Here is a 21348-nt window from a genome sequence, read left to right on the forward strand (position 1 = left end):
AATGTGTCATCCTGAGTGGAGAACCGTAAGGTTCGAAATCGAAGGATCTCCATTAATATTTTCGGAACATTGCTACATTTATTCCCATGAAGCCTTTAAGTAATCGTACGGAACATTTTACGGAATCGGTCATTCGTCACATGACGCGCATCGCGAACGCTTGCGGTGCAATCAACTTGTCGCAGGGTTTCCCGGATTTTGACCCGCCCAAGGCCTTGCAAGACCGCCTGGCCGAAGTCGCCCACACGGGCCCGCACCAGTACGCGATTACGATTGGTGCGCAGAATTTCCGCGAAGCGCTTTCTAAAAAGCAGGAACATTTCAGCGGATTGCGTTACGACCCGCAAACCGAAATGGTCATCACTTGCGGCAGTACCGAAGCCATGATGATCACGATGATGTCGGTCTGCAATCCAGGCGACAAGGTGGTCATCTTCTCGCCGTTCTACGAAAACTACACTGCCGATACGATTCTGAGTGGAGCGACTCCGATTTATGTTCCGCTCAATCCGCACGATTTTACCTTCGATGCAAATGTCCTCGAAGATGCCATGAAGCTGCCGGGCGTGAAGGCGCTCGTACTTTGCAATCCGTCGAACCCGAGCGGAAAAGTCTTTACCCGCAAAGAGCTGCAGATTATCGCCGACCTCGCCATCAAATATGATTTGTATGTAATCACCGACGAAGTCTACGAACACATCGTGTTTGCACCGCACCGTCATACTTATATTGCGACGCTTCCGGGCATGCGCGAACGCACCATTGAATGTTCCAGCCTTTCCAAGAGCTATTCCATTACGGGCTGGCGCCTGGGCTACGTGCTCGCTGCCGAACCCATCATGAACTGCATCAAGAAAATTCACGACTTTACGGTGGTGGGAGCCGCTTCGCCGCTGCAAGAAACCGCGCTCACCGCGCTCAACTTTGGCGACGATTACTACCAGGAATTGCAGGCGCATTACACGCACATGAAAGAAATTTTCACTGGCGGCCTGCGCGATCTTGGTTTCAAGTTCACCGAGCCGCAGGGCACGTACTTCGTGATGATGGATATCAGCGAATTCGGCTACAAGTCCGATGACCAGTTCTGTATCGACCTCGCGCAAAAGGTGGGCGTTGCCGCAGTACCTGGCTCCAGTTTCTTCCGCGAACCGGTGAATCACCTGATTCGCTTCCATTTCGCCAAGAAAGATGAAACTCTAATCGAAGCATTGAGTCGCCTGGAAAGTCTTCGTAAGAAACTTCTATAAGTCGGTTTCCGGTTATTCTAGCTTTCTTTTATGTCGTTGCGGCTTGCCAAAGTTCATGCGAAAAATGGCTATGAAAAGTTCGCCTTGATACAGGTTTGCACCTGCTTAAGATTAAGTGGTGAGTCGGCAGTTTCAAAAGTCGCAATGAAATTGCGACCAAGAACATAGCCGTTTTCGTTGTAGCGTAAAATTTTCTGAATGGCGACATCTGCGTAATCGTGATCACTCATCATGCCGAAATGTTCCCAAATGATTTCTGTGCGTGAACGCCTATCGAGGCAGGTGAAGTCTGGATAAAGTGTTCCCCATCCCCTGATGCCTGTAGGGTACTCGTAGCGGAAGGGAATTCCGGCGCGACTGAGCGCGTCCGCGATGATGACTTCGGATTTTGAACGGACGCGCACGCCCGTGCTCGTGTAGAATTCGGGAGCATTGATTTCGAAAGGTTTTCCTGTATAGGGAAAATGCTGCCAGCTCGCAACGAAATCATCGTCGGTCTCACGCACGGGCGTCACCAGGGCGCGCCGGCCGGGATGCAACTTTGTGAATGTCTCGTCAACTACATTTGGACGGTATGCCGCGAGAAATGCATCGATGATGGCTAGTTGCTTCTTGATAGTTTTCGATGCCGCCTTATTGTAGTCGCGCTGGGCGATTGTTCGCGCCTTGCGAATATCTTTACGTGGAATAAATGTTCCGTTATGGTCTCCCTTTTCATTTATGATGTAATATTGAAAGCTGTTTTTTCTGGTAAGAACCCGCAGGCTTTCCTTTGTATGTTTTGCAGTACATTTTATTGTCCCGAGAAGCGATTTTAAATAGTCCCGTTCCGCTACAATTTCTGCCATGTCAATTTTTTTGTGCTGTATTTTTTTACGGCGTCCATATGATTCTCCTTGGTAGGGAAAAATACAAACAAAAATGGATCATTTTGCAATCAACTGTTTGCAAAAAAAATGCCGATCACGGTTACGGCATGCCGAACTGCTCTTTAAGTAGGGTTGTTTTATGATGTCGGCATATGATTTTGATTTTTTTTGTTAATTATATGCCTCTGCTGAAAAAACTCATCATTATCGCGGGCTTTTTTGAAGCTGAAAAACGGGGGTGATGCATATAAAAATGCTATACAGCGACTTTTTATATGCCTTGATACAGCCTCCTGGTGATGTTTGGAGAGGAACTCACAAGGGAAAGGCATATAAAAGTTCCATTTTGCCGAAATTATATGCCGCCTATTCAGTTTGACTAACAAAAAATCAGTTATTTTGTTCTAAATTTCACGCAAAAGGCATATAAAACTTCATTTAAATGAAAAATATATGCCAACCTATATGCTAATCTATAAATTGCAGGCTGATTCCCGCTTTTCCGCGTCGCGGCGCGAGTAGACGCAGCCGCAGTAATTCTGTCGGTATAAGTTGTACTCCGCCGAAAGTTGAATGGAGCGCTTGTAGCCGCCCTTCTTCTTGAAGTCGCTGGGCAGGCGCTTGATTCCGTAAATATCACACTGCTCCTGCACCACCTCGTTCAGCACCTGCGCATTTTTCATCGGGCTGATGGTGAGCGTGGTGGTGAAGTATTCGCAGTTCAGTTCGCGGGCGAGCCTTGCCGATTCAGCGAGGCGCAGTTCAAAACACTTGCGGCAGCGCGCACCGCCTTCGGGTTCGTTTTCGAGCCCGCGTGCGACATCGTAGAATTTTTTCGGGTCGTATTCGCCCTCGATCAGCGTGACCGGATGCTTCGTCTTGAATTCGGCGACGAACCGCTTGATTTCTTCGACGCGGTGGCGGTATTCTTCGTCGGGCGCGATATTCGGATTGTAGTAGAAAAGCGTAATCTTGAAGTATTGCGACAGGTATTCGATGGTGTAGCTGCTGCACGGCGCACAGCAGGCATGCAGCAAAAGCGTCGGCACTTCGCCGGTGCGTTCCAGCCTGCGGATAATATAATCCAAGTCGCGCTGGTAATTATGCTTAGGAACGTTGGACTGCAGCGGTTCCATAGCCTACTCCCAACTTAAGGTGCCGAAAGCCGTAATCCAGTAGCAAATCGTCGTGATCACGGCGAAGGTCCCCATGACCGTGCGTTCCTTGTGGGCGGTACTAAAGAGAACTGTTGCCGTATAGAACGTCAAGTACAGCGCAAAGAAAAATGCGAGAATCCGCGTCACCATGAATGGGATAATCTCGGGCAGGACATGCCCCGCCGAAAGCAGCACGAAAAGGGCCACGAATTGCATCGTGGTCGGCACGATGAATGCCTTGCGGACCTCGGGCGGAATCACCTTGTAGCGCGCATTCATGGCGTAGGCGCCGAGCGGGGCGCCCAAGGCAAGCGCGATATTTAAAGCGACAGAGGGCAAAAAAGCGATAGCCCCGATGATTGTAGCGATAATCATTGTTAAAAAAATAGAATTTAAGTGAGGATGGAGATCCCCGCGTTCGCGGGGAAGACAATAAAAAAGAGGACGGCCCTGGGTAAAGGAGGTAACCTAGGGCCGTCAGGGAGTGTTTGGGTACCTATAAAATAGATATTCCAACTTGGAATAAGCCTAAAAATCGTATAAATTGCGTATACCCGAGTAAACATCCTGTATCCACCTAAAACAGGGGCAAAATTGGCTTATTTTTTGAATTTTGGACCATTTTTACTATATTCCTCATTATGCTGGACCTCTATAACATTGTGGCGGAACTGTGTTCTGATATCGTAAACTCCTGCTCGGAGAAATTCTTTGTCGAATACAGCTGTGTTTCCCCAGCCGAAAAAGCCCGTATCACAAAAATTGTCCAGATAGGAATTCCCGTATTGTTTCTGGAATCCGGCGAAGGGGTGTGCGTCCGCGAGCTTTCCTCCGAAAATTTGACCACCGAATTTCTTGAAAACTTGAAATCGCTCGTCAATCGTTTGGAGGCTGACCGCGATTATTATGCGCTACTCGGATTATTGCAGATTTTGGACCGGTCCATGACTTTGCTATTGAACGAAGCCATAGCGGAGTTTGAACAGGAATCCTTTTCCATTGTGTTGAACACTAACCGCGAAACGGTGGGGGTGGGCATTTTGCCCCGCTGCTCCTGCGTCTGGGAACGTAAACACCGTCTGGTGCACCGCTACAACAATCTGGAAAGCTTTCTCTACAATATATTGCTTATCGAAAATTCGGTGCTTGGGGAACTCATTGACGAACATTTCTTTTTGAAAAAGGAACTGTTCCCCCGGTTCAGGGAACGCAATGCCGTAAAGATTGCCGCCACCCCCTTAAGGCGCGAGCGCAATTTTAAAGTCCAACTCACCGACAAGGACAAGGTGCAGTATTTCAACATTGAATACGAAAACCCTTCGTTCGAAGCAGACAACGAACTCATCTGGAAAAAGATTTGGACTGCAGCCGAAAACGAAAGCGATATCGTCGTGTTTCCGGAGCTCCTCGGAAATGCCGAGATGATGAAATTTGTATCGAATAAGATCAAGGCGCTTTCGCCTGCCGACGCCGACAAGATTCCGTCGCTGATAATTCTGCCCTCTTACTGGGAGAAGAACCGCAACGTGGTGACGGTCATGGACAAGTTCGGCAACGTAATTTGCAAACAGAACAAGCAAAACCCCTTCCGCAAGGTGTTCGGTGGTGTCGGTTATCTGGAACAAATCAGCTCGAATCTCGTTGTGAACATTCTGCATTTCGAGGGCATTGGCCGAATCGCGATCATGGTCTGCCGCGATTTCTTGGAAACCGAGTACATGCAGCAACTCATGCGCTGTTTCAAGTTGACTCTTATTATTGTGCCGTCGTTCTCTACGGGGTCTTACGACTTCCGTCGTTCTTTTGACTTGTGCGCTCACGAAGACTGCAATGTGGTGTGGATTAATTCTTGTGCCGCCTTGATCAAGGGCAAGGAGGCGAACTTCCAGGATATCGGCTATGTGCGCAAGCGAATTTCGCGCAACGAAGATGAAGCCCAGATGCTTTATAAAATGCCGATTTGCAAAGGGGCCTTCGACGGCGAATGTGCCCATGACTGCATTTATTACGAGACTATACAAGGGGTGTGATCATGGAATTTGAATCGATTGAAAAAATTCATCAGGGCAAGTTCATTACTCGATACGACATTCATTACAGAACGGTCAGTGGCAAGGCTAAAACCTACGAGATGATTAGTCGCAACCCCGATATCACGGGCCTTAAGGATATGCTTGAAAAGAAACCGCACGCTGTGGTGATGATCATGCACGACTGCACCGGTCAAAAGCTATTGCTTTGCAAGGAATACCGTATGGCCGTAGGCGAAAGCATCTACAATTTCCCGGCAGGCCTCATTGACCCCGGAGAATCTTACGAAGAGGCGGCTGCCCGTGAACTTCGCGAAGAGACCGGCCTTACGCTTATGCGTATTGACGAAGTGTGGAAACCGAGCTATTCCGCTGTTGGATTTTCTAACGAACGAAATGTGGTCGTTTTAGGTGTGGCCGGAGGAGAAATTCGTCCGAGCGATTCCGAAGTCGAAGAAATTCAGGCCGAGTGGTTCGACAAGAAACAAATCCGCGAAATCCTCAAGGATGAACGCCTCTCTGCGCGTACGCAAACTTATTGCGCCATGTGGAGCCGCGCTTAAAACATCACTTTTGCTTTCATTGCCGCATGTAGCGGGTGAAACGCCTCTTCGGCGGTTCGCCTGAATGTTACTGCCAACGATAACTGCAAAAAGTCCGTGCCGACTTCGACGCTGTTGCGTAATTGAATTTCCTGATTCGGTGCCCCCTTCGGTATAATTGCAGCCACGCTTGCGCTGTTGAATGCGTCAGATGCGTAAACCGCTTTCGCCTCGTAAAGAGGAACGCTAAATCCCTCGCCTTGCGAGTGTCTTGTGCGGATCTTTCCTGAGAATATCAATTGCTCGCGATCCATGTTCCAAGAAGACTGGATATTAAAATCGAAATCTTTTCGCCTGCAATGTTCTTCTGCCTGTATACAAGTTGCGCTCGTTGTTGCCCTTAAAATGCCTGGCCCCGATTCAACTGTTGCCTTGAATCGGGTCTTGCTCGTGTCACCTTCAAGCGGAATCATGGTTCGCGCATTTGCGGTGAACTTGCTTTTCCATGTGTCGCGTGCCATAACGCCAATTGTCTGGCTTCCCCAAAGCTGGCTCTTTGCGATTGTGGCGCTCAAACGCGCCTCTTCCGGGAGTGTTTCTCCGTGCACATAGGCGTCCGTCTTCCAAGCAATCGTCGCGTATTCCATCTTTTCGCGGTGCTGCAATTGCAATTTCATCAGGGGCAAATCGCCTGCATTTTCAGGAACCCACCAAACAGTGAAATTTCCCCAAGAGCCTTTGGCCTGCGCCGAAACAGAGTAATGTTCTACGCTGTCAGCGGGATGCCTGTGATTCCAAAAGGCGAACTCCATTTCCGGGAATCCTTTTTTACTAGACCCGCTTAAAGGGGAAAAGCCGAAAAAGGGGCGGACAGTCATTGTGGTGTCCATGAGGCCGCCCCAGTGCAGAATCCCGAACCCCATGCGAATCGGGTAGCTGAAAGTTGTACCCCATAAGGTATCGAGTGGAATTGCGCTGTGCAATTCCTTTGTCGAAATCTCACCAAAGTGCGCTTCGCTCCCTGCATTCCTGTAAGTCAAAAGGGATTGCGTTCCAAGCCGAAGCGAATACCTGTAAAAATCAAGCCGCAACTCTGTACGTTCGCTTTCCAAATGCCCGAGCGAATCCGTTCGGCCCTTCCATTCTACATAGCCGTGTGGCATCAGATTCAATCGCTCGCTCTTTCGGGCGCGTTTTTTTACAGGTGCTTTCGTTGCCGGTTGCTGGGTTTTCGCCTTTCGCTGCTTCTTCGTCTTCACGGGCGCTGCGTCTTCGCTTGTGCAACTTTCTAGGGCATATACTTCGGCTAGAATGCAGGCTTCCTGGATGTTGTCTTCTTCCAGCAAGTCCAGAATTTCACGGGCTTCGTCGCTGTCGATGATTCCGTCGTCCCACCATTCAAAAACTTGAGCTTCGTTAAGGGCTGTGGCGTTCGCCGCCGAAGCGAAGATGATTAAAAAGAGCGTTGGTGCGAAAATCTTCATTTTTCTGTGGAGCCTCTATACTATATACGCCGTTTTGCACAAATCGGTCCAATTTTGAATCCCGAAAAGTTCTATTATTGTATTTATGGCAAATAACTGGTCCAAAAAGCCCTTCTCGAAAGGCCCCTCAAGGCAACCTTCTCGCAATGCTTCTGCTGCTGGTCGCGACTTTGTGCCGCACCTTAAGGCGCCCCGCACCGACTTTCCGCTGTTCAACGGCAGGCGTGTGACCCCGTCTTTGGCTGGCCTCGACAAGTTGTTGCATTACTATGGCGTGGAACTTCAGCCCGAAACGCTCAAGCAGATTTGGGAATTCCACCAGTTGCTCCGTGCGAACAACGATGACCAGGATTTGACCCGCCTGAATGCTTTTGAAACCATGGTGGAACGTCATTACGCAGACTGCACGCTCATCAATGCGTATGTGCCCAAGTGGCCAGCCCGCATGATTGACGTGGGTAGCGGCGCCGGATTTCCGGGTATTCCCCTCAAGATTGTGAACCCCTCCATTCGCCTTACCTTGTGCGAACCGCGTCCTAACCGTATCAACTTCTTGAATATGGTTATCGAGAAAATGGGCCTCAAGGGGATCGACGTGTTCGGTCACAAGGTCACTAGTCGCAGCATGACGATTCCGGTAGACGGTGTCATTAGCCGCGCTTTTGAACTCATGGAAAAGACGCTTCCGCGTATTGCCAATTCCCTGAAGGTGGGCGGTCGCGTATTCTTTATGAAGGGCCCCGCCGTCGCCGACGAACTCAAGACCTTCCATCCGGAAGATTTTGGCTACAAGTTCGTGGGGCAGCACTTCTATACAATTCCCAACAGTACGCAGGAACGAGCCCTGATTATTTTGGAACGGGTGGAGTAACCGCTTCACTATTGATAAAAAATCAACACAAAGTGTCTTTTGGGGCGGTTTTTAGCCTGTTTTTGGGGCTAATTTTATTGTGGTTGGAAATTTTTAGGAGTTCTTATGAGAACGCTGGGCATAGTGTTTGGTACTTTGGCGTGTGCAGCTGTGTTTGCTGTTGCTGCCGAAAATCCCCTGAAATTGTGGTACAATAGCGATGCGGGTACCTCGTTTACCGACGCTTTGCCCATTGGCAACGGCTACATGGGCGGCATTATTTATGGGGGCGTCGCAAAAGACATTATCGGCCTGAACGAAAGTACCGTGTGGTCGGGTGGCCCGGGCGACAACAACAAGCAGGGGGCTGCTAGCCACCTGAAAGATGCCCGCGATGCCATGTTCCGTGGCGACTACCGCACGGCAGAATCCATTGTATCTAATTATATGATCGGCCCAGGCCCGGCAAGCTTTCAGCCGGTGGGCGATCTGGTGATTACCACGTCGCATTCGGGCGCTACCAATTACCGCCGCGAACTCGACCTCAAAACAGCTATCGCAAAAACGACGTATACGGCAGGCGGCGTCAACTACACCCGCGAATATTTTGCAAGCTACCCGGACCATGTGATCGTGGTGCACCTCACGGCCGATAAAAGCGGCTCGGTGAGCTTTGGCGCCACCATGACGACTCCGCACCGTAGCAACAGCATGTCCAGCAGCGGCAATACGCTCGTTTACGACGTGACGGTGAATTCCATCAAGTTCCAAAATCGCCTGAACGTGGTAGCTGACGGCGGCACAGTTTCGGTCGCGAACGGCAAAATCAACGTGCAGGGCGCAAATTCTGCAATGCTTGTGCTTACCACGGCTACGAACTTCAAGTCTTATAACGATGTCTCGGGCAACCCGGGTGCAATCGCAACCGAGATTATGTCGAAGGTCGCAAAAAAGTCTTACGACGACTTGCTCAGCGCGCACCTCAAGGATTACCAGACGATTTTCAATCGCGTCTCTTTGAACTTGGGCGAACCCGACAAGAGCGCAGGCGACATTACCAGCACTCGCGTCAAGAATTTCAATTCCACGAATGACCCCTCCTTGGTGGAACTGCATTACCAGTTCGGCCGTTACTTGCTGATTTCGAGCTCGCGCAAGGGCGGCCAGCCCGCCAACTTGCAGGGCATTTGGAACAAGGATACGAACCCGGTTTGGGGCAGCAAGTACACCACGAACATTAACCTCGAAATGAACTACTGGCCGGTAGAGACGGCGAACCTCGGCGAATGCGTATGGCCGCTCATTGACAAAATCAAGAGCATGGTGCCGCAGGGCGAAAAGACGGCCAAGGTGCACTGGGGCGTAGACGAAGGCTGGGTGGAACACCACAATACCGACCTCTGGAACCGTACCGCTCCGATCGATGGCGCGTGGGGCTTGTGGCCGACGGGTGCCGGCTGGCTCAGCACGCACTTGTGGGAACATTTCTTGTTCAACCCGACTGACAAGGCGTATTTGCAAGACGTTTATTCGACCATGAAGGGGGCGGCGCTCTTCTTCGTGAATAGCCTTGTGGAAGAACCTGAAACCGGCCACAAGTATCTGGTGACGGCCCCGAGCGATTCCCCGGAAAATGACCACGGCGGTTACAATGTCTGCTTTGGCCCGACCATGGACAACCAGATTATCCGCGACGTGCTGAATTACACCATTGAGGCGTCCAAGATTCTGGGCGTCGACGAAGAGGCCCGCGCCAAGATGGAAGCGGTGGTAAAACGCTTGCCGCCTACAAAGACGGGTAAGTACGGCCAGATTACGGAATGGCTGCAGGATTGGGATGACCCGAACAACAAGAATCGCCATATTTCGCACCTGTACGGCCTTTTCCCGAGCGCGCAGATTACGCCGGAAGAAACTCCCGACTTGATCAAGGGTGCTGGCGTTACGCTCAAGCAGCGCGGCGATGATGCGACCGGGTGGTCGCTTGCCTGGAAAATCAATTTCTGGGCCCGCATGCACGACGGCGATCACGCTTACACCATGATTCGCATGCTGCTGACGCCGAACAAGACTTACAATAATTTGTTCGATTCCCACCCGCCGTTCCAGATTGACGGTAACTTCGGTGCGGTCTCGGGCGTGAACGAAATGCTCATGCAGAGCCACAACGGCAGAATCAACCTGTTGCCGGCATTGCCTTCGCAGTGGAAAGACGGTAGCATCAAGGGCATTCGCGCCCGCGGCGGTTTCGAAATCGATTCCATGGCCTGGAAGGGTGGCAAGCTCAATTATGTGGCCATCAAGTCCGATGTGGGCCAGACGCTGAACATTGTGAATGGTTCTAACAAGTTCACCACGACGACGGTGCCGGGCAAAGTTTACGAATTCGACGGCAACCTCAAGCTCACGAATCAGCCGTATGAACCGGTGACGATTCCGGGCAAGATTCAGGCTGAAAGCTACGTTGCCATGGAAGGCGTGCAGATTGAACCCGACGAAGAAGGCGAACCGAACCTCGGCTGGATTAACGATGGCGACTACAGCGAATACCTGGTGAAGGTTCCGACGGCTGGCTCTTACAAGCTTACCGCCCGCGTAGCCTCTGGCGCCGAAGAAAAGTCGACGATTACCGTTGCTGATTCTACAGGTAAGGCGCTGGCGACACTTACGGTGGACCCGGCTAAGACCGAGGGTTGGAACGACTGGTACGAAACTTCGACCGCGATCGATTTGCCGAAGGGTGAACAGAAACTTAAGTTCACTTATAACGGAAGCGATACGTACCTGATGAATGTGGACTGGTTCAGTTTCGATAGCGATCCGACGGCAATTCCGACGGTGGCTCGCGTGGCAAGCGCTCTCTCGGTTCGTCAAGTGTCGATGGCCCGCGCTTCGGTGGCCCTGATGGTAAGTGCCGATGGCGACTTTGAAGTCCGCCTGTACTCGGCAAACGGCAATTTGGTGGCAAAACGGCAGGGTAGCGGTAATTCCCTGGTGGAATTCGGCAAAAATGGCCGCCTGCTGCAAGGGACTTACATTGCGGTTGTCAAGAGCGGTAACCTGCAAAAAACGCTCAAAATCAAGGCATATTGATAACTTGTCCACGCGAATTGCCTTTTCGCGTGGAATTTTGGCCTTTTTTGGGGCTAATTTTAGAGGGGTGAGTAAAGAAAATCGCTCCAGTGGGGGCGTAAAGGGATGAATTATGATGTTTGTGAAGAACATTAAGGCGGCTGTCGCCTTGGTTGGTTTCGGGCTTTGCACGCAGGCTATGGCCGAAAACCCGCTTATCCAGACCTATTATTCTCCGGATCCGGCGCCTGTCGTGTTCGGCGATACGCTTTGCACCTATTCCGGCAACGACGAGGGCGGAAGCTTCTTCACGATGCACGGCTGGCGCGTGTCTTGCACCACCGATATGGTGAACTGGACCGACATGAACACCCTCATTCTGGAAGCGGGTGACTTTAACGGTTCTGCCAAGAAAAACGGCGACTGGGCTTCTCAATGCATTCGCCGCAATGACAAGTACTATTATTACGTGACGGTGGAATCCACCCGCGGCGGCCGCGCCATTAACGTGGGTGTGTCCGACAAGAAGGAAGGCCCCTTCAAGGATGCCCTGAACGGCAAACATTTGGCGGGCCCCAACTGGGACTACATCGACCCCACCGTATTTATTGACGACGATGGCCAGGCATGGCTCTACTGGGGTAACCCGAAGCTCTATTATTGCCCCCTCAAGGAGAACATGATTGAATGCGCAAGCGAAATCAAGGTCTCCGACATGAGCACCTTTAACGGCAAGTATACCGAAGGCCCATGGATTCACAAGCGCGGCAAAAAATATTACATGATTTACGCCGCCGGCGGCATTCCAGAATCCATTGACTATTCCTGGAGCGATTCCCCGACGGGCCCCTGGACCTATAAGGGCGTCATTATGCCGAAAAACGAACCGGGTGCCGCGTTCACCGTCCACTCCGGCATTGTCGACTTTAAGGGCCGCAGTTTCTTCTTCTATCACAACCAGAAGAACGTGAAGGGTGGCGGCTACAGCCGTTCTACCGCCATCGAAGAATTCACCTGGAATGCCGACGGTACCATTCCCACGATCCGCGCCACCAACAATGGCGTCGTAAAGCCCATCAAGAACCTTGACCCGTTCGTGCGCGTGGAAGCCGAAACCAAGGCTTGGGTTGGCGGCATGACTGTCAATACGTCGGGCGGCTACACCATCATCGAACATGTGAAGGCTCAAAACGGTGCGGTTTACCTGACCAATATGGGTAACAGCTTCTATACCAAGGTACGCTCTGTTGACATGGGCGATGGTGCCGACCGCATTATCGTTTGCACTAGGGGCAACGGCGGTAAGCTTGAACTCCATGCCGGTTCCGAAAACGGTGCGCTCCTTGCTACAATGAATATTCCGTCTAGTTCTGCCTGGCAAGAAAATTCGTTCGACTTGACTGATGCCGCAGGCGTCGATGACTTGTTCTTCGTGGTAAAGCAGGGCGGGTTCGATTTTGACTACTGGTACATGGAAAGCGAAAAGACCGCTGTGCCGCAGACTCCTTACAAGGAAGTGGCTGCAAAGATTCCGGGCAAGATCGAAGCCGAAAACTACGACGTGGGCGGCCACAATAAGGCCTTCTACGACAATGACCGCGAAAACCAGGGGAAGGCCTACCGCGAAGACGAAGTCGACGTCGTAGACATTAGCGATTCCAAGTGCGGAGACGCCGCCTGCACGGGGTACGCCATCGGCTACACCAACGAAGGCGAATGGGTAGAATATACCATTGATGTCGCGGCCGACGCCAAGTACGACATTACGGCGAATGTGGCGACTGCCTTCGAAACTTCTGCAATGCAGCTGTTCATTGACGACAAGGAAATCACGGAATTGGTTGTTGCCCCGAAGGTTGACAGCGTATGGACGACGTATAAGGTGGTGGATGTTGGTTCTGCGGAACTCAAGAAGGGCGAACACGTGCTCAAGCTCCTGATTACGGGTGCCTACTTGAACGTGGACTGGATTCAGTTTACCGATCCGAACGACACCACGACTTCTATTGCGAAGAACGTAAAGCTTGCCCCGCAGACAGCGTCTTACAACGTGTTCGGCGCCACCGGCAAGTTCCTCGGTCGCGTAGAATCCGGTGCGAACATGGCTGCAACCCTTAAGAATGCTGGGTTCGCAAGCGGTATGTACATCTTGCGTGCCGCGGGCCTGAACAAGACCCTCCGCGTACAAGTCCGTTAGTTAGCACCTTTGATAAAATGTCAACAGAAATTGTGTAAACAGCGTGTAAATACCCCTTAAAAAGGGGTATTTTTTTATTGGTGTGGATGATTAAGTGAGGTTTATCATGAAAAGGTTCTTGGTTTCGTCTGCCGTAACGTGCGCGTCGTTGTGCGCTACGTTTGCAACTACGGCAATTGCTCAACCCAACGATGAATGGAACGGCAAACCGCGTGTGTTTGCGGTGAATGCGCTTACGCCGCACGTCACGTCTATGCCGTACTCTACGGTCGAAGAGGCCGTGAAGGGTGACCGCCACGCTTCTGAGTGGTACCAGACACTTTCGGGTAAGTGGAAATTTTTCCATGTTGAAAAGCCCGCCCAGCGCAATAACGATTTCTACAAAGACAACTACGATGTGTCCGGCTGGAACGAAATTCCGGTGCCGTCGTCTTGGCAACTGTTTGGTTACGACCACCCGATTTACACCAACGTGGTTTACCCGTGGGCGCAGACCCATAACGTGTCTGCACCTGCAGCCCCTACCAACTTTAACCCGGTGGGCCATTACCGCCGTAACTTCACCATTCCCGAAAAGTGGAGCGGCAAACGCATTCGCCTGCACTTTGAAGGCGTGGAATCTGCCTACTACGTTTGGGTGAACGGCAACTACGTAGGCTACGCCGAAGACACCTTTACGGACCATGAATTCGATATCAACAAGTACTTGCGCAAAGGCGAAAACAACGTCTCTGTTCAGGTGTTCCGCTGGTGCGATGGTTCTTGGCTCGAAGACCAGGACTTCATTCGTCTCGCCGGTATTTTCCGCGATGTGTACCTGTATGCAGTCCCTGAAGTGCATATTCAGGATTTCCAGATCGATGCGACGCTCACGAACAACTATACCGATGGCTTGCTGAAGACGACAGCCTGGATTTACAATTCTACGGGCTCGGCTTCCAGCGAATTCACTGTGGAACTTTCCCTGTACAACGACAAAGGTACCGAAGTGATTTCCCCGTCGGCACAGAAGGTTTCTGGCATTGGTTCGAAGGGTGAAAAGAGCGTGCACTTTGAACTCCCGATTACAAAGCCGGACCGCTGGTCTGCCGAAACGCCGAACCTGTATACGGCGGTACTTGCCATTAAAGATGCTAGCGGCAAGGTAATTCAGGTCGAAAGCAACAAGATCGGTTTCCGCAAGATCGAAATCAAGAAGGATAACGGTGCTCCGCGCTTGTACGTGAACGGCATGCCGGTGAAATTCCATGGTGTTGACCGCCATGAACTCGACCCGGATAACGGCCGCGCGGTTACATACGATCGCATGGAAAAAGACGTGATTCTCATGAAGCGCTTTAACATTAACGCGCTGCGTATGTCGCACTATCCGAATAACCCTTACATGTACGATCTTTGCGACAAGTACGGTATTTATGTGATTGACGAAGCAAACGTCGAAAGCCATGGTGCAAACGGCAGCTTGCCCAAGAATAGCGACGACTGGCGTGCCCCCGCTGTGGACCGTATGAATTCCATGGTGCAGCGAGACAAGAACCACCCCTGCATTATTCTGTGGTCTTTGGGTAACGAAGCCGGTAACGGTAACGTATTTGCCTCTGAACGTGAACGTGCCCATCAGATTGACTCCACCCGCTTTGTGCATTACGAAGGCGACTGGAATAACGCCGATGTGAACAGCTGGATGTACTATGGCCCCGACGCCGTGCGTAACTATAAGGACGCCAACAAGCCGATTATGCTTTGCGAATACGAACACGCCATGGGTAACTCCGTTGGCGACCTGCAAGAATATATGGATGCCTTCTACGGCAACCCGCGCAGCTTCGGTGGCTTTATTTGGGACTTCATTGACCAGGGACTCCGCCACAAGGGTACGCCGTACTTTGAATTCGGCGGCATGTGGGGTGACTGGCAGAACGATGACAACTTCTGCGCCAACGGCCTCGTGTTCCCGGATCGCGCCTTGCAGCCCGAAATTTGGGAAGTCAAGTATCAGTATGCACAGGTTCGCGTCAAGAACGTCGACGCCGCCAAGGGCAAGATTCAGATCGAAAGCCGCTACCTCTACAAGAACCTGGGAGATTTCCTCGATGGCTACTGGTCTATCAAGGAAAACGGCAAGGTCATCAAGGAGGGCAAACTGAGCGGTTCGCAGATGAACGTTGGCCCGAACGAAAAGAAAGAAATCACGATTGACATGCCGAAAATCGAAACCACAGTTGGTGCCGAGTACTTCTTGGATCTCGATTTCCGCCTCAAGAACGATGAACTCTGGGCTAAGGCCGGCTATAGCATTGCCCACGAACAGTTCGGCATTGATTTGGGCCAGCTCTGGTCTACTGAAATCGATATCAGCACCTTGCCGACTTACAAGGTGAACAAGGCGAACGGCCTCGAAATCGAGGGCAAAGATTTCAAGATTCGCTTCGACGAAAAGAACGGCACGCTTGCAAGCTATGTTCTCGGTAACGATACCATTATCAAGAACGGCGGTATTCCGAACTTCTGGCGTGCCCCGATTGACAACGACAAGGGCTTCAATATGGAAAAGGGACATGGCGAATGGCGTAAGGCAAGCCTGAAGCGCAACGTGACCTCCGAAGTCAAGGAAGTTTCTCAGCAAGAAACCCAGGTGACCTTCAACTTCACGTTCCCCGACGTGGGCAGCACCAAGATGAAGATGACTTACTATGTATACGGTAGTGGCGATATCGTGGTGAGCTACACGCTCAATCCCGATGGCTCCAAGAGCTACTTGCCGAACGTGGGTACAATCTTTACCGTGCCGGGTGGCTACGAAAAGGTCCGCTGGTTTGGTCGCGGCCCCGACGAAAACTACATGGGCCGTAACCGCGGAAGCTTCATGGGCCTCTATTCGACGCTTGCCGATTCTATGACGGTCACGTACATGGAAATCGGCGAAACCGGCCAGCGCACCGACGTCAAGTGGGCAACGCTCACCAACAACGACGGCAAGGGCCTGATGATTGTGGGTAACCCGCGCATGGAATTCAGCGCCCAGCATTACACTCCGGAACAGCTTTCCAACGTAAAGCTCCCGTGGGAACTCAAGCGTGACAAGGACATTACGCTCCGCGTAGACTTGCACCAGATGGGCGTTGGCGGTATCAATTCCTGGGGTGCCCAGCCGCTCGATGCGTACCTGCTCAAGGCTAACCGCGAATATTCTCACACCTTCCGCCTGGCTCCGATTCGCCAAAAGCTGAACGACCCGACCGAATACTCCTTGCTCGGCTTCAGGAACTTTGGCTGGAACAAGGAAATCGCCCCGGCTAAGTACGGCGAAACAGAAATCAAGAAGATTTACGAAAACCAGCCGGACAAGGATATTACCGAAGAAGCCAATGAGGAAACCGAAGGTCGGACCCCGATTCTGCCGGGTAGCGTAAAAATGGCAAATAATGCAGTCCGCGACTACAGTGTGTTTGACATGCAGGGCCGACTTGTTACTAAATTTACGACAGTTGGTATCGAAGATTTGCAGGCCAAGACAACGGCCGCGGTCAAGCGCTCAGGTACTTATTTGGTGAAAACTAAGACGGGTACGGCTTACCGCATCAACGTAAAGTAATTGTCATCCCGGACTTGATCCGGGACCCCGAAACACCACTCCCCATGCAATGAACGCCCCGGAAGAAATTCCGGGACGTTTCCTTATAAGAAATACGAGCAAAGGTTTAAGAGAACTCCAAAAGGTTATAAAGCCTTTGCTCGTCCTTCGTTCCAGTGACAAGTTGATACTTGTCGCTTCCACTCGGCGCTCATGCAGACCCTTACTGCCCGCTGTCATGCTGCCGCATGTCAGCATCGGCATTCCCAATCCGCAAAGGTCTTTGTTCGTATCTATAATATCGCCGAGTTGAGGCGGCAAGCAAAAGCTTGCCGTCGAGACGAAGGACAGCCGATGGCTGATTAACCTTTTGGAGTGCTCATACCCCATCGGCTGTTTATATAAAAAGAATCTCTCGCGCAAGCGGGAGATTCTTTGGTTGGTTTTTTAGGAGGTATTCTTAGGAGTACTAAGATTCGTTTGTGAGAGAGAACTTACTTCACGAAGCTTGCCGGCAGGGTGAACTGCTTCAGGAACGGCCAGCCGATGCTTGCGTCACCGTAGTCGTGGCCACCGCCCTGCTTGGTGCAGAGAACAACCTTCGTGCCATCCTGGCAGTTGGAGTATTCGTCGCAACCATTGGCGTTCTTGGTCGGAGCGCCGGTACAGCCGTTCTTTTCAGCCCAGAACTTGAAGGTGCCTTCGGCGCCCAAGAAGTTCAGACCGTCATTGAATCCGCTATCGCCGCCCTGGTATTTGCAGACAGGGTCATTTGTACCGCGGAAGTTGATGACAGAGATCGGACGAGACATCTTGCACTGTGCACTGTTGGTCTTGTTCAAGTCCATAGCTGCCGGAGCGACTGCTGCAAAGACGTCGGACATCATACAGGCCACGTGGTTGCTCATGCCGCCACCCATCGAGAAACCGGTTGCGTAAATGCGCTGCGGGTCGATACAGGCGATTTCTTTGAGCTTGTCAATCATTGCGTAAGAGAACTTGACGTCGTCATCGTTGGAGCAGCAGGGGCCGACGTTCCAGCCGTTACCCATTCCACCCGGTTTGCTGGTGCCGTCCGGGTAAAGCGTGATTACGCCTTCGGGGTCAGTCTTGGCCTTGTACGGAGAACTTCCGAATTCGCCATTGCCGGAACCGCCAATCGGGTGGTAGTCAATAACGAGCGGTACGGGCTTGTCGCCCTTGTAGGCACTCGGAATGTGCATAATAAAGGTGCGCTGCTTGCCATCGACGGTCACGGACATGTTTTGCTTATCTCCGACCTTTGCAGTCTTGCCGGAGCAATCGACTACGATAGGTTCGTCGCTGCCGGCGCTGCTGGAAGATTTCGGCGGTTCAACCTGTTGAGAGCTAGAAGATTTCGGCGGTTCAATAGCTTCAGAGCTGGAAGAAGCGTCGGCAGAGGGCCTTACCATTTCGATGGTCACGCCGGTCTCGGTTTCGCTCTGCATTTGGTAGACAAAGTTGGCATAACCATCCAGCGCGAACTGGAGCATCGGCAACAGGTCGCCTTCTTTCTTGAGAGCCTTGACTGCACCCTTGTCGGTCAACATAAAGGTGCTGTTGCGGTTGTCTGCACTGACGCGGATGAACTTCGCGCCTTTTGCAAGCTTGCCCAAGTCGAGGGAGACGATTCCCTGGACGTTTTCGATGTTGCTTTTCTTGAGAACCTTGCCAAGGGAGTTGATCACGGACACGCTGAGAGAACGTGCGTCCGCGTTATAAATGGTGAGCATGTTGCCTTCCATGTGGAGGGCGACATTTGCGGTGTAGGCGTTGGCGACAATGCCCGTGTTGCCATCGCTGCTGAGGCGGAATGTGCCATCTTCGGCGCTAGTGGTTTCATAGCCGCCGAAGTTGAATGTGTTGATTTTTACACCGCCGAGCAAACGGCCGGAAACCTTGGATTTGACCACGCCGTCAATGCTCCAGGCAAAAGCCTGGCTGCTGAACAAGCCGAACAGTGCCAGGCTAGCGATACTTGCGAATTTGGGGTTACGCATAAATACTCCTTTTTTATGATACCCTTTTGTTTTCACTCCATAATAAATTTACACATTTATTGCCGAAATGCAATATATTTTGCGTAAAGTTTGCGAAACTACGGATAAATCTTACACATTTCCGTGTAAAAAGCGTTTTGTGGGGTAGGGGGTGTTGGTGTGTATGGATTTGTTGTCCATGCAATCTTTCCTTTGATGTGGAAAAAATCCCGTTTTGTAAAGTACCTTTAACTTAGGTGTTCACGTTTTTAAAGGATGTTGGTTATGAAAAAGCTATCCCTCTCTCTTGCTTTTGCAGCCATTGCAGGCCTTGCGACTGTTGCTAATGCGGCAATGGCCGATGGCGGTGCAAAATTCCTGGGCAATATTACTACGGGCGGCCAAATCCGTAGCGACTTTGCCCAATACTGGAACCAGATTACTCCCGAAAACGGCTGTAAGTGGGGCTCTATCCATTCCCTTTCTAACGGTAACAGCGGTACAAGTAAGTTCGCCTGGGACAACTTCGACAAGTGCGAAAGCGCCTACAAGTGGGCCAAGGAAAAACCGGGTGAACGCCATTTCAAGTTCCACGCTCTCGTTTGGGGCTCGCAGTACCCGAACTTCCTCTGCAAAAAGAAAAATCCGGGCATTACCGTAGAACTCACCAAGAAGTACATTACCGAATGGTTCGATGCCGTTGCGGCCAAGTTCCCTGACCTCGAATACATCGACGTGGTGAACGAAGCCATCTGGGCCGGTGACAACTACCACTCCGGTTACGGCAAGCCTGCTGCAGGTGCCGAAGGCCACAGCACCGACGATACCGAATGCGGCGGCTCCTACATTATCGAAGCCCTCGGCGGTGACCGCGTTGTAAATGGCAAGCACCAGTACGACTTTATCACCACCGCTTTCAAGATGGCCCGCGAACGCTGGCCAAAAGCCGTGCTCATCTATAACGATTACAATACGCTTTCCTGGCAGATCAACGAAGGTATCGAACTCATCCAGACTATTGTCAAGAACGGTGCTCCGGTCGATGCCTACGGCCAGCAGGCTCACGACTGTAAGGGCATGAGCAAGAACGATTTCGAAAGCAAGATGACTCGAATCCATAACGAGACGGGCCTCCCGCTCCTCGTTTCGGAATACGATATCGGCGAAGCGGACGATACCAAACAGAAAAACGATTACGCAAACCAGATTCCGTTCATGTGGGAAACTCCGTGGGTTGCAGGCATTACCATTTGGGGCTATATCAACGGCTCTACCTGGGTTGCAAACACCGGCCTTATTGAAAAAGATGGCCGCAAGCGCGCTTCCATGAACTGGCTCGAAGAATACTTTGCGAACAACTTAAGCAAGGGCAAGAACGATGTGACCTTCACGCCGGTTGAACCCGAACCGCAGATTCCGTTCAAGGGAGAACCGATTGCCATTCCGGGTAAAGTCGAGGCCGAAGATTTCGATATCCCGGGCAAGGGCGTCAACGAAGACGGCACGAGCAACCAGTCCTATAGCGATGATTCCGAAAATCACGGCGACAGCGACTACCGCAAGGATACCGGTGTCGACCTTTACAAGAAGGCGACTGGCGTTATCGTGGGCTACAACAGCGAAGGCGACTGGCTCGAATGGACCGTGAACGTGGGTGATGCAGGTGACTACACGATGTTTGCTGCCGTGGCTGCCGCAGGTTCTACTTCCAGCTTCCAGCTCTCCCTCGATGGCAAGGCGCTCACCGACGTGATTACGGTTCCTGCCGCCAAGGAAGGCGAAGAAAATTACGACGACTACAACAAGGTCAAGGCCAACGTGACTCTCCCGGCAGGCAAGCACATCCTCCGCATGGATGTAACGGGCGCCTGGTTCGACGTAGACTACTTCACCTTCGTGAAGGGCAAGGACGCAACCGACCCCGAACCGATTGAAAATCCGGGCCAGGAAACCTTTATCGGCCAGAACCTTGAACTCACGAACAACAAACTTCAAGATTACTACGTGTTCGACATGCAAGGTAACCGCTTGGGACTGATTTCGGCCTATGGATTCAATGCCGCATCCGACCTGCTCAAGTCTTCTAGCGCTATCAGGTCTTCGGGCATCTACTACCTGCGCAGCCGCACTACAGGCAAAATGCAATCTGTTCGAATTACAAAATAAGGCCGCTCGTCTCTATTTCACTCTTAATTTCTCTCTTGAAAAGATAAACCGAACAACGGGCCTCGCGGCGAATGCTGCGGGGCTCGTTTCTTGCTCTTTACATTATTATGGATATTTTATCAATGGAAATCCTTGAAGACCGTGAGCGATTCCGCCT

The 21348-nt window shown here is 51.5% G+C and carries 13 protein-coding genes; 8 read left to right on the top strand and 5 right to left on the bottom strand.

Features of this window, described 5'->3' with window-relative positions; translation table 11 throughout:
- Nucleotides 1–86 precede the first annotated feature (86 nt).
- Nucleotides 87–1250 (top strand): pyridoxal phosphate-dependent aminotransferase, encoded by a 1164-nt coding sequence (locus tag B9Y58_RS10550; protein WP_073056435.1) that lies wholly within the window; start codon nt 87–89, stop codon nt 1248–1250.
- Nucleotides 1251–1318: 68 nt separating this feature from the next.
- Here the strand turns inward: B9Y58_RS10550 and B9Y58_RS10555 are convergent, their stop codons facing one another.
- The 3 genes from B9Y58_RS10555 to B9Y58_RS10565 all read right to left on the bottom strand — a co-directional run bounded on the left by B9Y58_RS10555 (nt 1319) and on the right by B9Y58_RS10565 (nt 3651).
- Nucleotides 1319–2098 (bottom strand): hypothetical protein, encoded by a 780-nt coding sequence (locus B9Y58_RS10555; RefSeq protein WP_073056434.1) that lies wholly within the window; start codon nt 2096–2098, stop codon nt 1319–1321.
- Nucleotides 2099–2592: 494 nt separating this feature from the next.
- Entirely contained in the window at nt 2593–3255 is a 663-nt protein-coding gene (locus B9Y58_RS10560; RefSeq protein ID WP_233247932.1) for an epoxyqueuosine reductase QueH, read from the bottom strand.
- A gap of 3 nt (nt 3256–3258) precedes the next feature.
- Nucleotides 3259–3651 carry a hypothetical protein gene (locus B9Y58_RS10565; protein ID WP_073056432.1) on the bottom strand — a complete coding sequence of 131 codons (393 nt, stop codon included), beginning with the start codon at nt 3649–3651 and terminating at the stop codon, nt 3259–3261.
- Nucleotides 3652–3917: 266 nt separating this feature from the next.
- Here B9Y58_RS10565 and B9Y58_RS10570 point away from each other — a divergent pair, with 266 nt between their 5' ends.
- Both B9Y58_RS10570 and B9Y58_RS10575 read left to right on the top strand, forming a co-directional pair.
- A complete protein-coding gene (locus B9Y58_RS10570; protein ID WP_073056430.1) occupies nt 3918–5306 on the top strand; it encodes a carbon-nitrogen hydrolase family protein in 1389 nt (462 codons plus the stop codon).
- 2 nt (nt 5307–5308) lie between these two features.
- On the top strand, nt 5309–5869 hold the full coding sequence (locus tag B9Y58_RS10575; protein WP_073056429.1) for an NUDIX hydrolase: 561 nt from the start codon (nt 5309–5311) through the stop codon (nt 5867–5869).
- Here the strand turns inward: B9Y58_RS10575 and B9Y58_RS10580 are convergent.
- Nucleotides 5866–7332 (bottom strand): hypothetical protein, encoded by a 1467-nt coding sequence (locus B9Y58_RS10580; protein WP_073056427.1) that lies wholly within the window; start codon nt 7330–7332, stop codon nt 5866–5868. The genes B9Y58_RS10575 and B9Y58_RS10580 overlap by 4 nt on opposite strands.
- An 85-nt stretch (nt 7333–7417) precedes the next feature.
- Here B9Y58_RS10580 and rsmG point away from each other — a divergent pair, with 85 nt between their 5' ends.
- The 4 genes from rsmG (at nt 7418) to B9Y58_RS10600 (ending at nt 17046) form a co-directional block, all read left to right on the top strand.
- Nucleotides 7418–8203: a 16S rRNA (guanine(527)-N(7))-methyltransferase RsmG gene (gene rsmG, locus B9Y58_RS10585; protein ID WP_233247933.1), complete on the top strand. Its 786-nt coding sequence runs from the start codon at nt 7418–7420 to the stop codon at nt 8201–8203.
- 105 nt (nt 8204–8308) lie between these two features.
- Nucleotides 8309–11275 carry a glycosyl hydrolase family 95 catalytic domain-containing protein gene (locus tag B9Y58_RS10590; protein WP_083532311.1) on the top strand — a complete coding sequence of 989 codons (2967 nt, stop codon included), beginning with the start codon at nt 8309–8311 and terminating at the stop codon, nt 11273–11275.
- A 112-nt stretch (nt 11276–11387) separates the two neighbouring features.
- On the top strand, nt 11388–13451 hold the full coding sequence (locus tag B9Y58_RS10595; RefSeq protein ID WP_233247934.1) for a family 43 glycosylhydrolase: 2064 nt from the start codon (nt 11388–11390) through the stop codon (nt 13449–13451).
- A 106-nt stretch (nt 13452–13557) separates the two neighbouring features.
- On the top strand, nt 13558–17046 hold the full coding sequence (locus tag B9Y58_RS10600) for a beta-galactosidase, LacZ type (protein WP_073056425.1): 3489 nt from the start codon (nt 13558–13560) through the stop codon (nt 17044–17046).
- 473 nt (nt 17047–17519) lie between these two features.
- Here B9Y58_RS10600 and B9Y58_RS10605 read toward each other — a convergent pair whose 3' ends face one another.
- Nucleotides 17520–19046: a PHB depolymerase family esterase gene (locus tag B9Y58_RS10605; RefSeq protein ID WP_073056423.1), complete on the bottom strand. Its 1527-nt coding sequence runs from the start codon at nt 19044–19046 to the stop codon at nt 17520–17522.
- A 264-nt stretch (nt 19047–19310) separates the two neighbouring features.
- Between B9Y58_RS10605 and B9Y58_RS10610 the strand changes: the two genes are divergently transcribed.
- Nucleotides 19311–21191 carry an endo-1,4-beta-xylanase gene (locus tag B9Y58_RS10610; RefSeq protein WP_073056479.1) on the top strand — a complete coding sequence of 627 codons (1881 nt, stop codon included), beginning with the start codon at nt 19311–19313 and terminating at the stop codon, nt 21189–21191.
- Nucleotides 21192–21348 lie beyond the last annotated feature (157 nt).

Origin of the sequence: Fibrobacter sp. UWB15 (genome assembly GCF_900177705.1) — a bacterium.
Classification (GTDB): Bacteria; Fibrobacterota; Fibrobacteria; order Fibrobacterales; family Fibrobacteraceae; genus Fibrobacter.

What these genes read in the sequence shown, in the direction of transcription:
- B9Y58_RS10550 (WP_073056435.1), top strand. Translation starts at nt 87, where the DNA reads ATGAAGCCTTTAAGTAATCGTACGGAACATTTTACGGAATCGGTCATT.
- B9Y58_RS10555 (WP_073056434.1), bottom strand. Translation starts at nt 2,098, where the DNA reads ATGGCAGAAATTGTAGCGGAACGGGACTATTTAAAATCGCTTCTCGGG.
- B9Y58_RS10560 (WP_233247932.1), bottom strand. Translation starts at nt 3,255, where the DNA reads ATGGAACCGCTGCAGTCCAACGTTCCTAAGCATAATTACCAGCGCGAC.
- B9Y58_RS10565 (WP_073056432.1), bottom strand. Translation starts at nt 3,651, where the DNA reads ATGATTATCGCTACAATCATCGGGGCTATCGCTTTTTTGCCCTCTGTC.
- B9Y58_RS10570 (WP_073056430.1), top strand. Translation starts at nt 3,918, where the DNA reads ATGCTGGACCTCTATAACATTGTGGCGGAACTGTGTTCTGATATCGTA.
- B9Y58_RS10575 (WP_073056429.1), top strand. Translation starts at nt 5,309, where the DNA reads ATGGAATTTGAATCGATTGAAAAAATTCATCAGGGCAAGTTCATTACT.
- B9Y58_RS10580 (WP_073056427.1), bottom strand. Translation starts at nt 7,332, where the DNA reads ATGAAGATTTTCGCACCAACGCTCTTTTTAATCATCTTCGCTTCGGCG.
- rsmG (WP_233247933.1), top strand. Translation starts at nt 7,418, where the DNA reads ATGGCAAATAACTGGTCCAAAAAGCCCTTCTCGAAAGGCCCCTCAAGG.
- B9Y58_RS10590 (WP_083532311.1), top strand. Translation starts at nt 8,309, where the DNA reads ATGAGAACGCTGGGCATAGTGTTTGGTACTTTGGCGTGTGCAGCTGTG.
- B9Y58_RS10595 (WP_233247934.1), top strand. Translation starts at nt 11,388, where the DNA reads ATGATGTTTGTGAAGAACATTAAGGCGGCTGTCGCCTTGGTTGGTTTC.
- B9Y58_RS10600 (WP_073056425.1), top strand. Translation starts at nt 13,558, where the DNA reads ATGAAAAGGTTCTTGGTTTCGTCTGCCGTAACGTGCGCGTCGTTGTGC.
- B9Y58_RS10605 (WP_073056423.1), bottom strand. Translation starts at nt 19,046, where the DNA reads ATGCGTAACCCCAAATTCGCAAGTATCGCTAGCCTGGCACTGTTCGGC.
- B9Y58_RS10610 (WP_073056479.1), top strand. Translation starts at nt 19,311, where the DNA reads ATGAAAAAGCTATCCCTCTCTCTTGCTTTTGCAGCCATTGCAGGCCTT.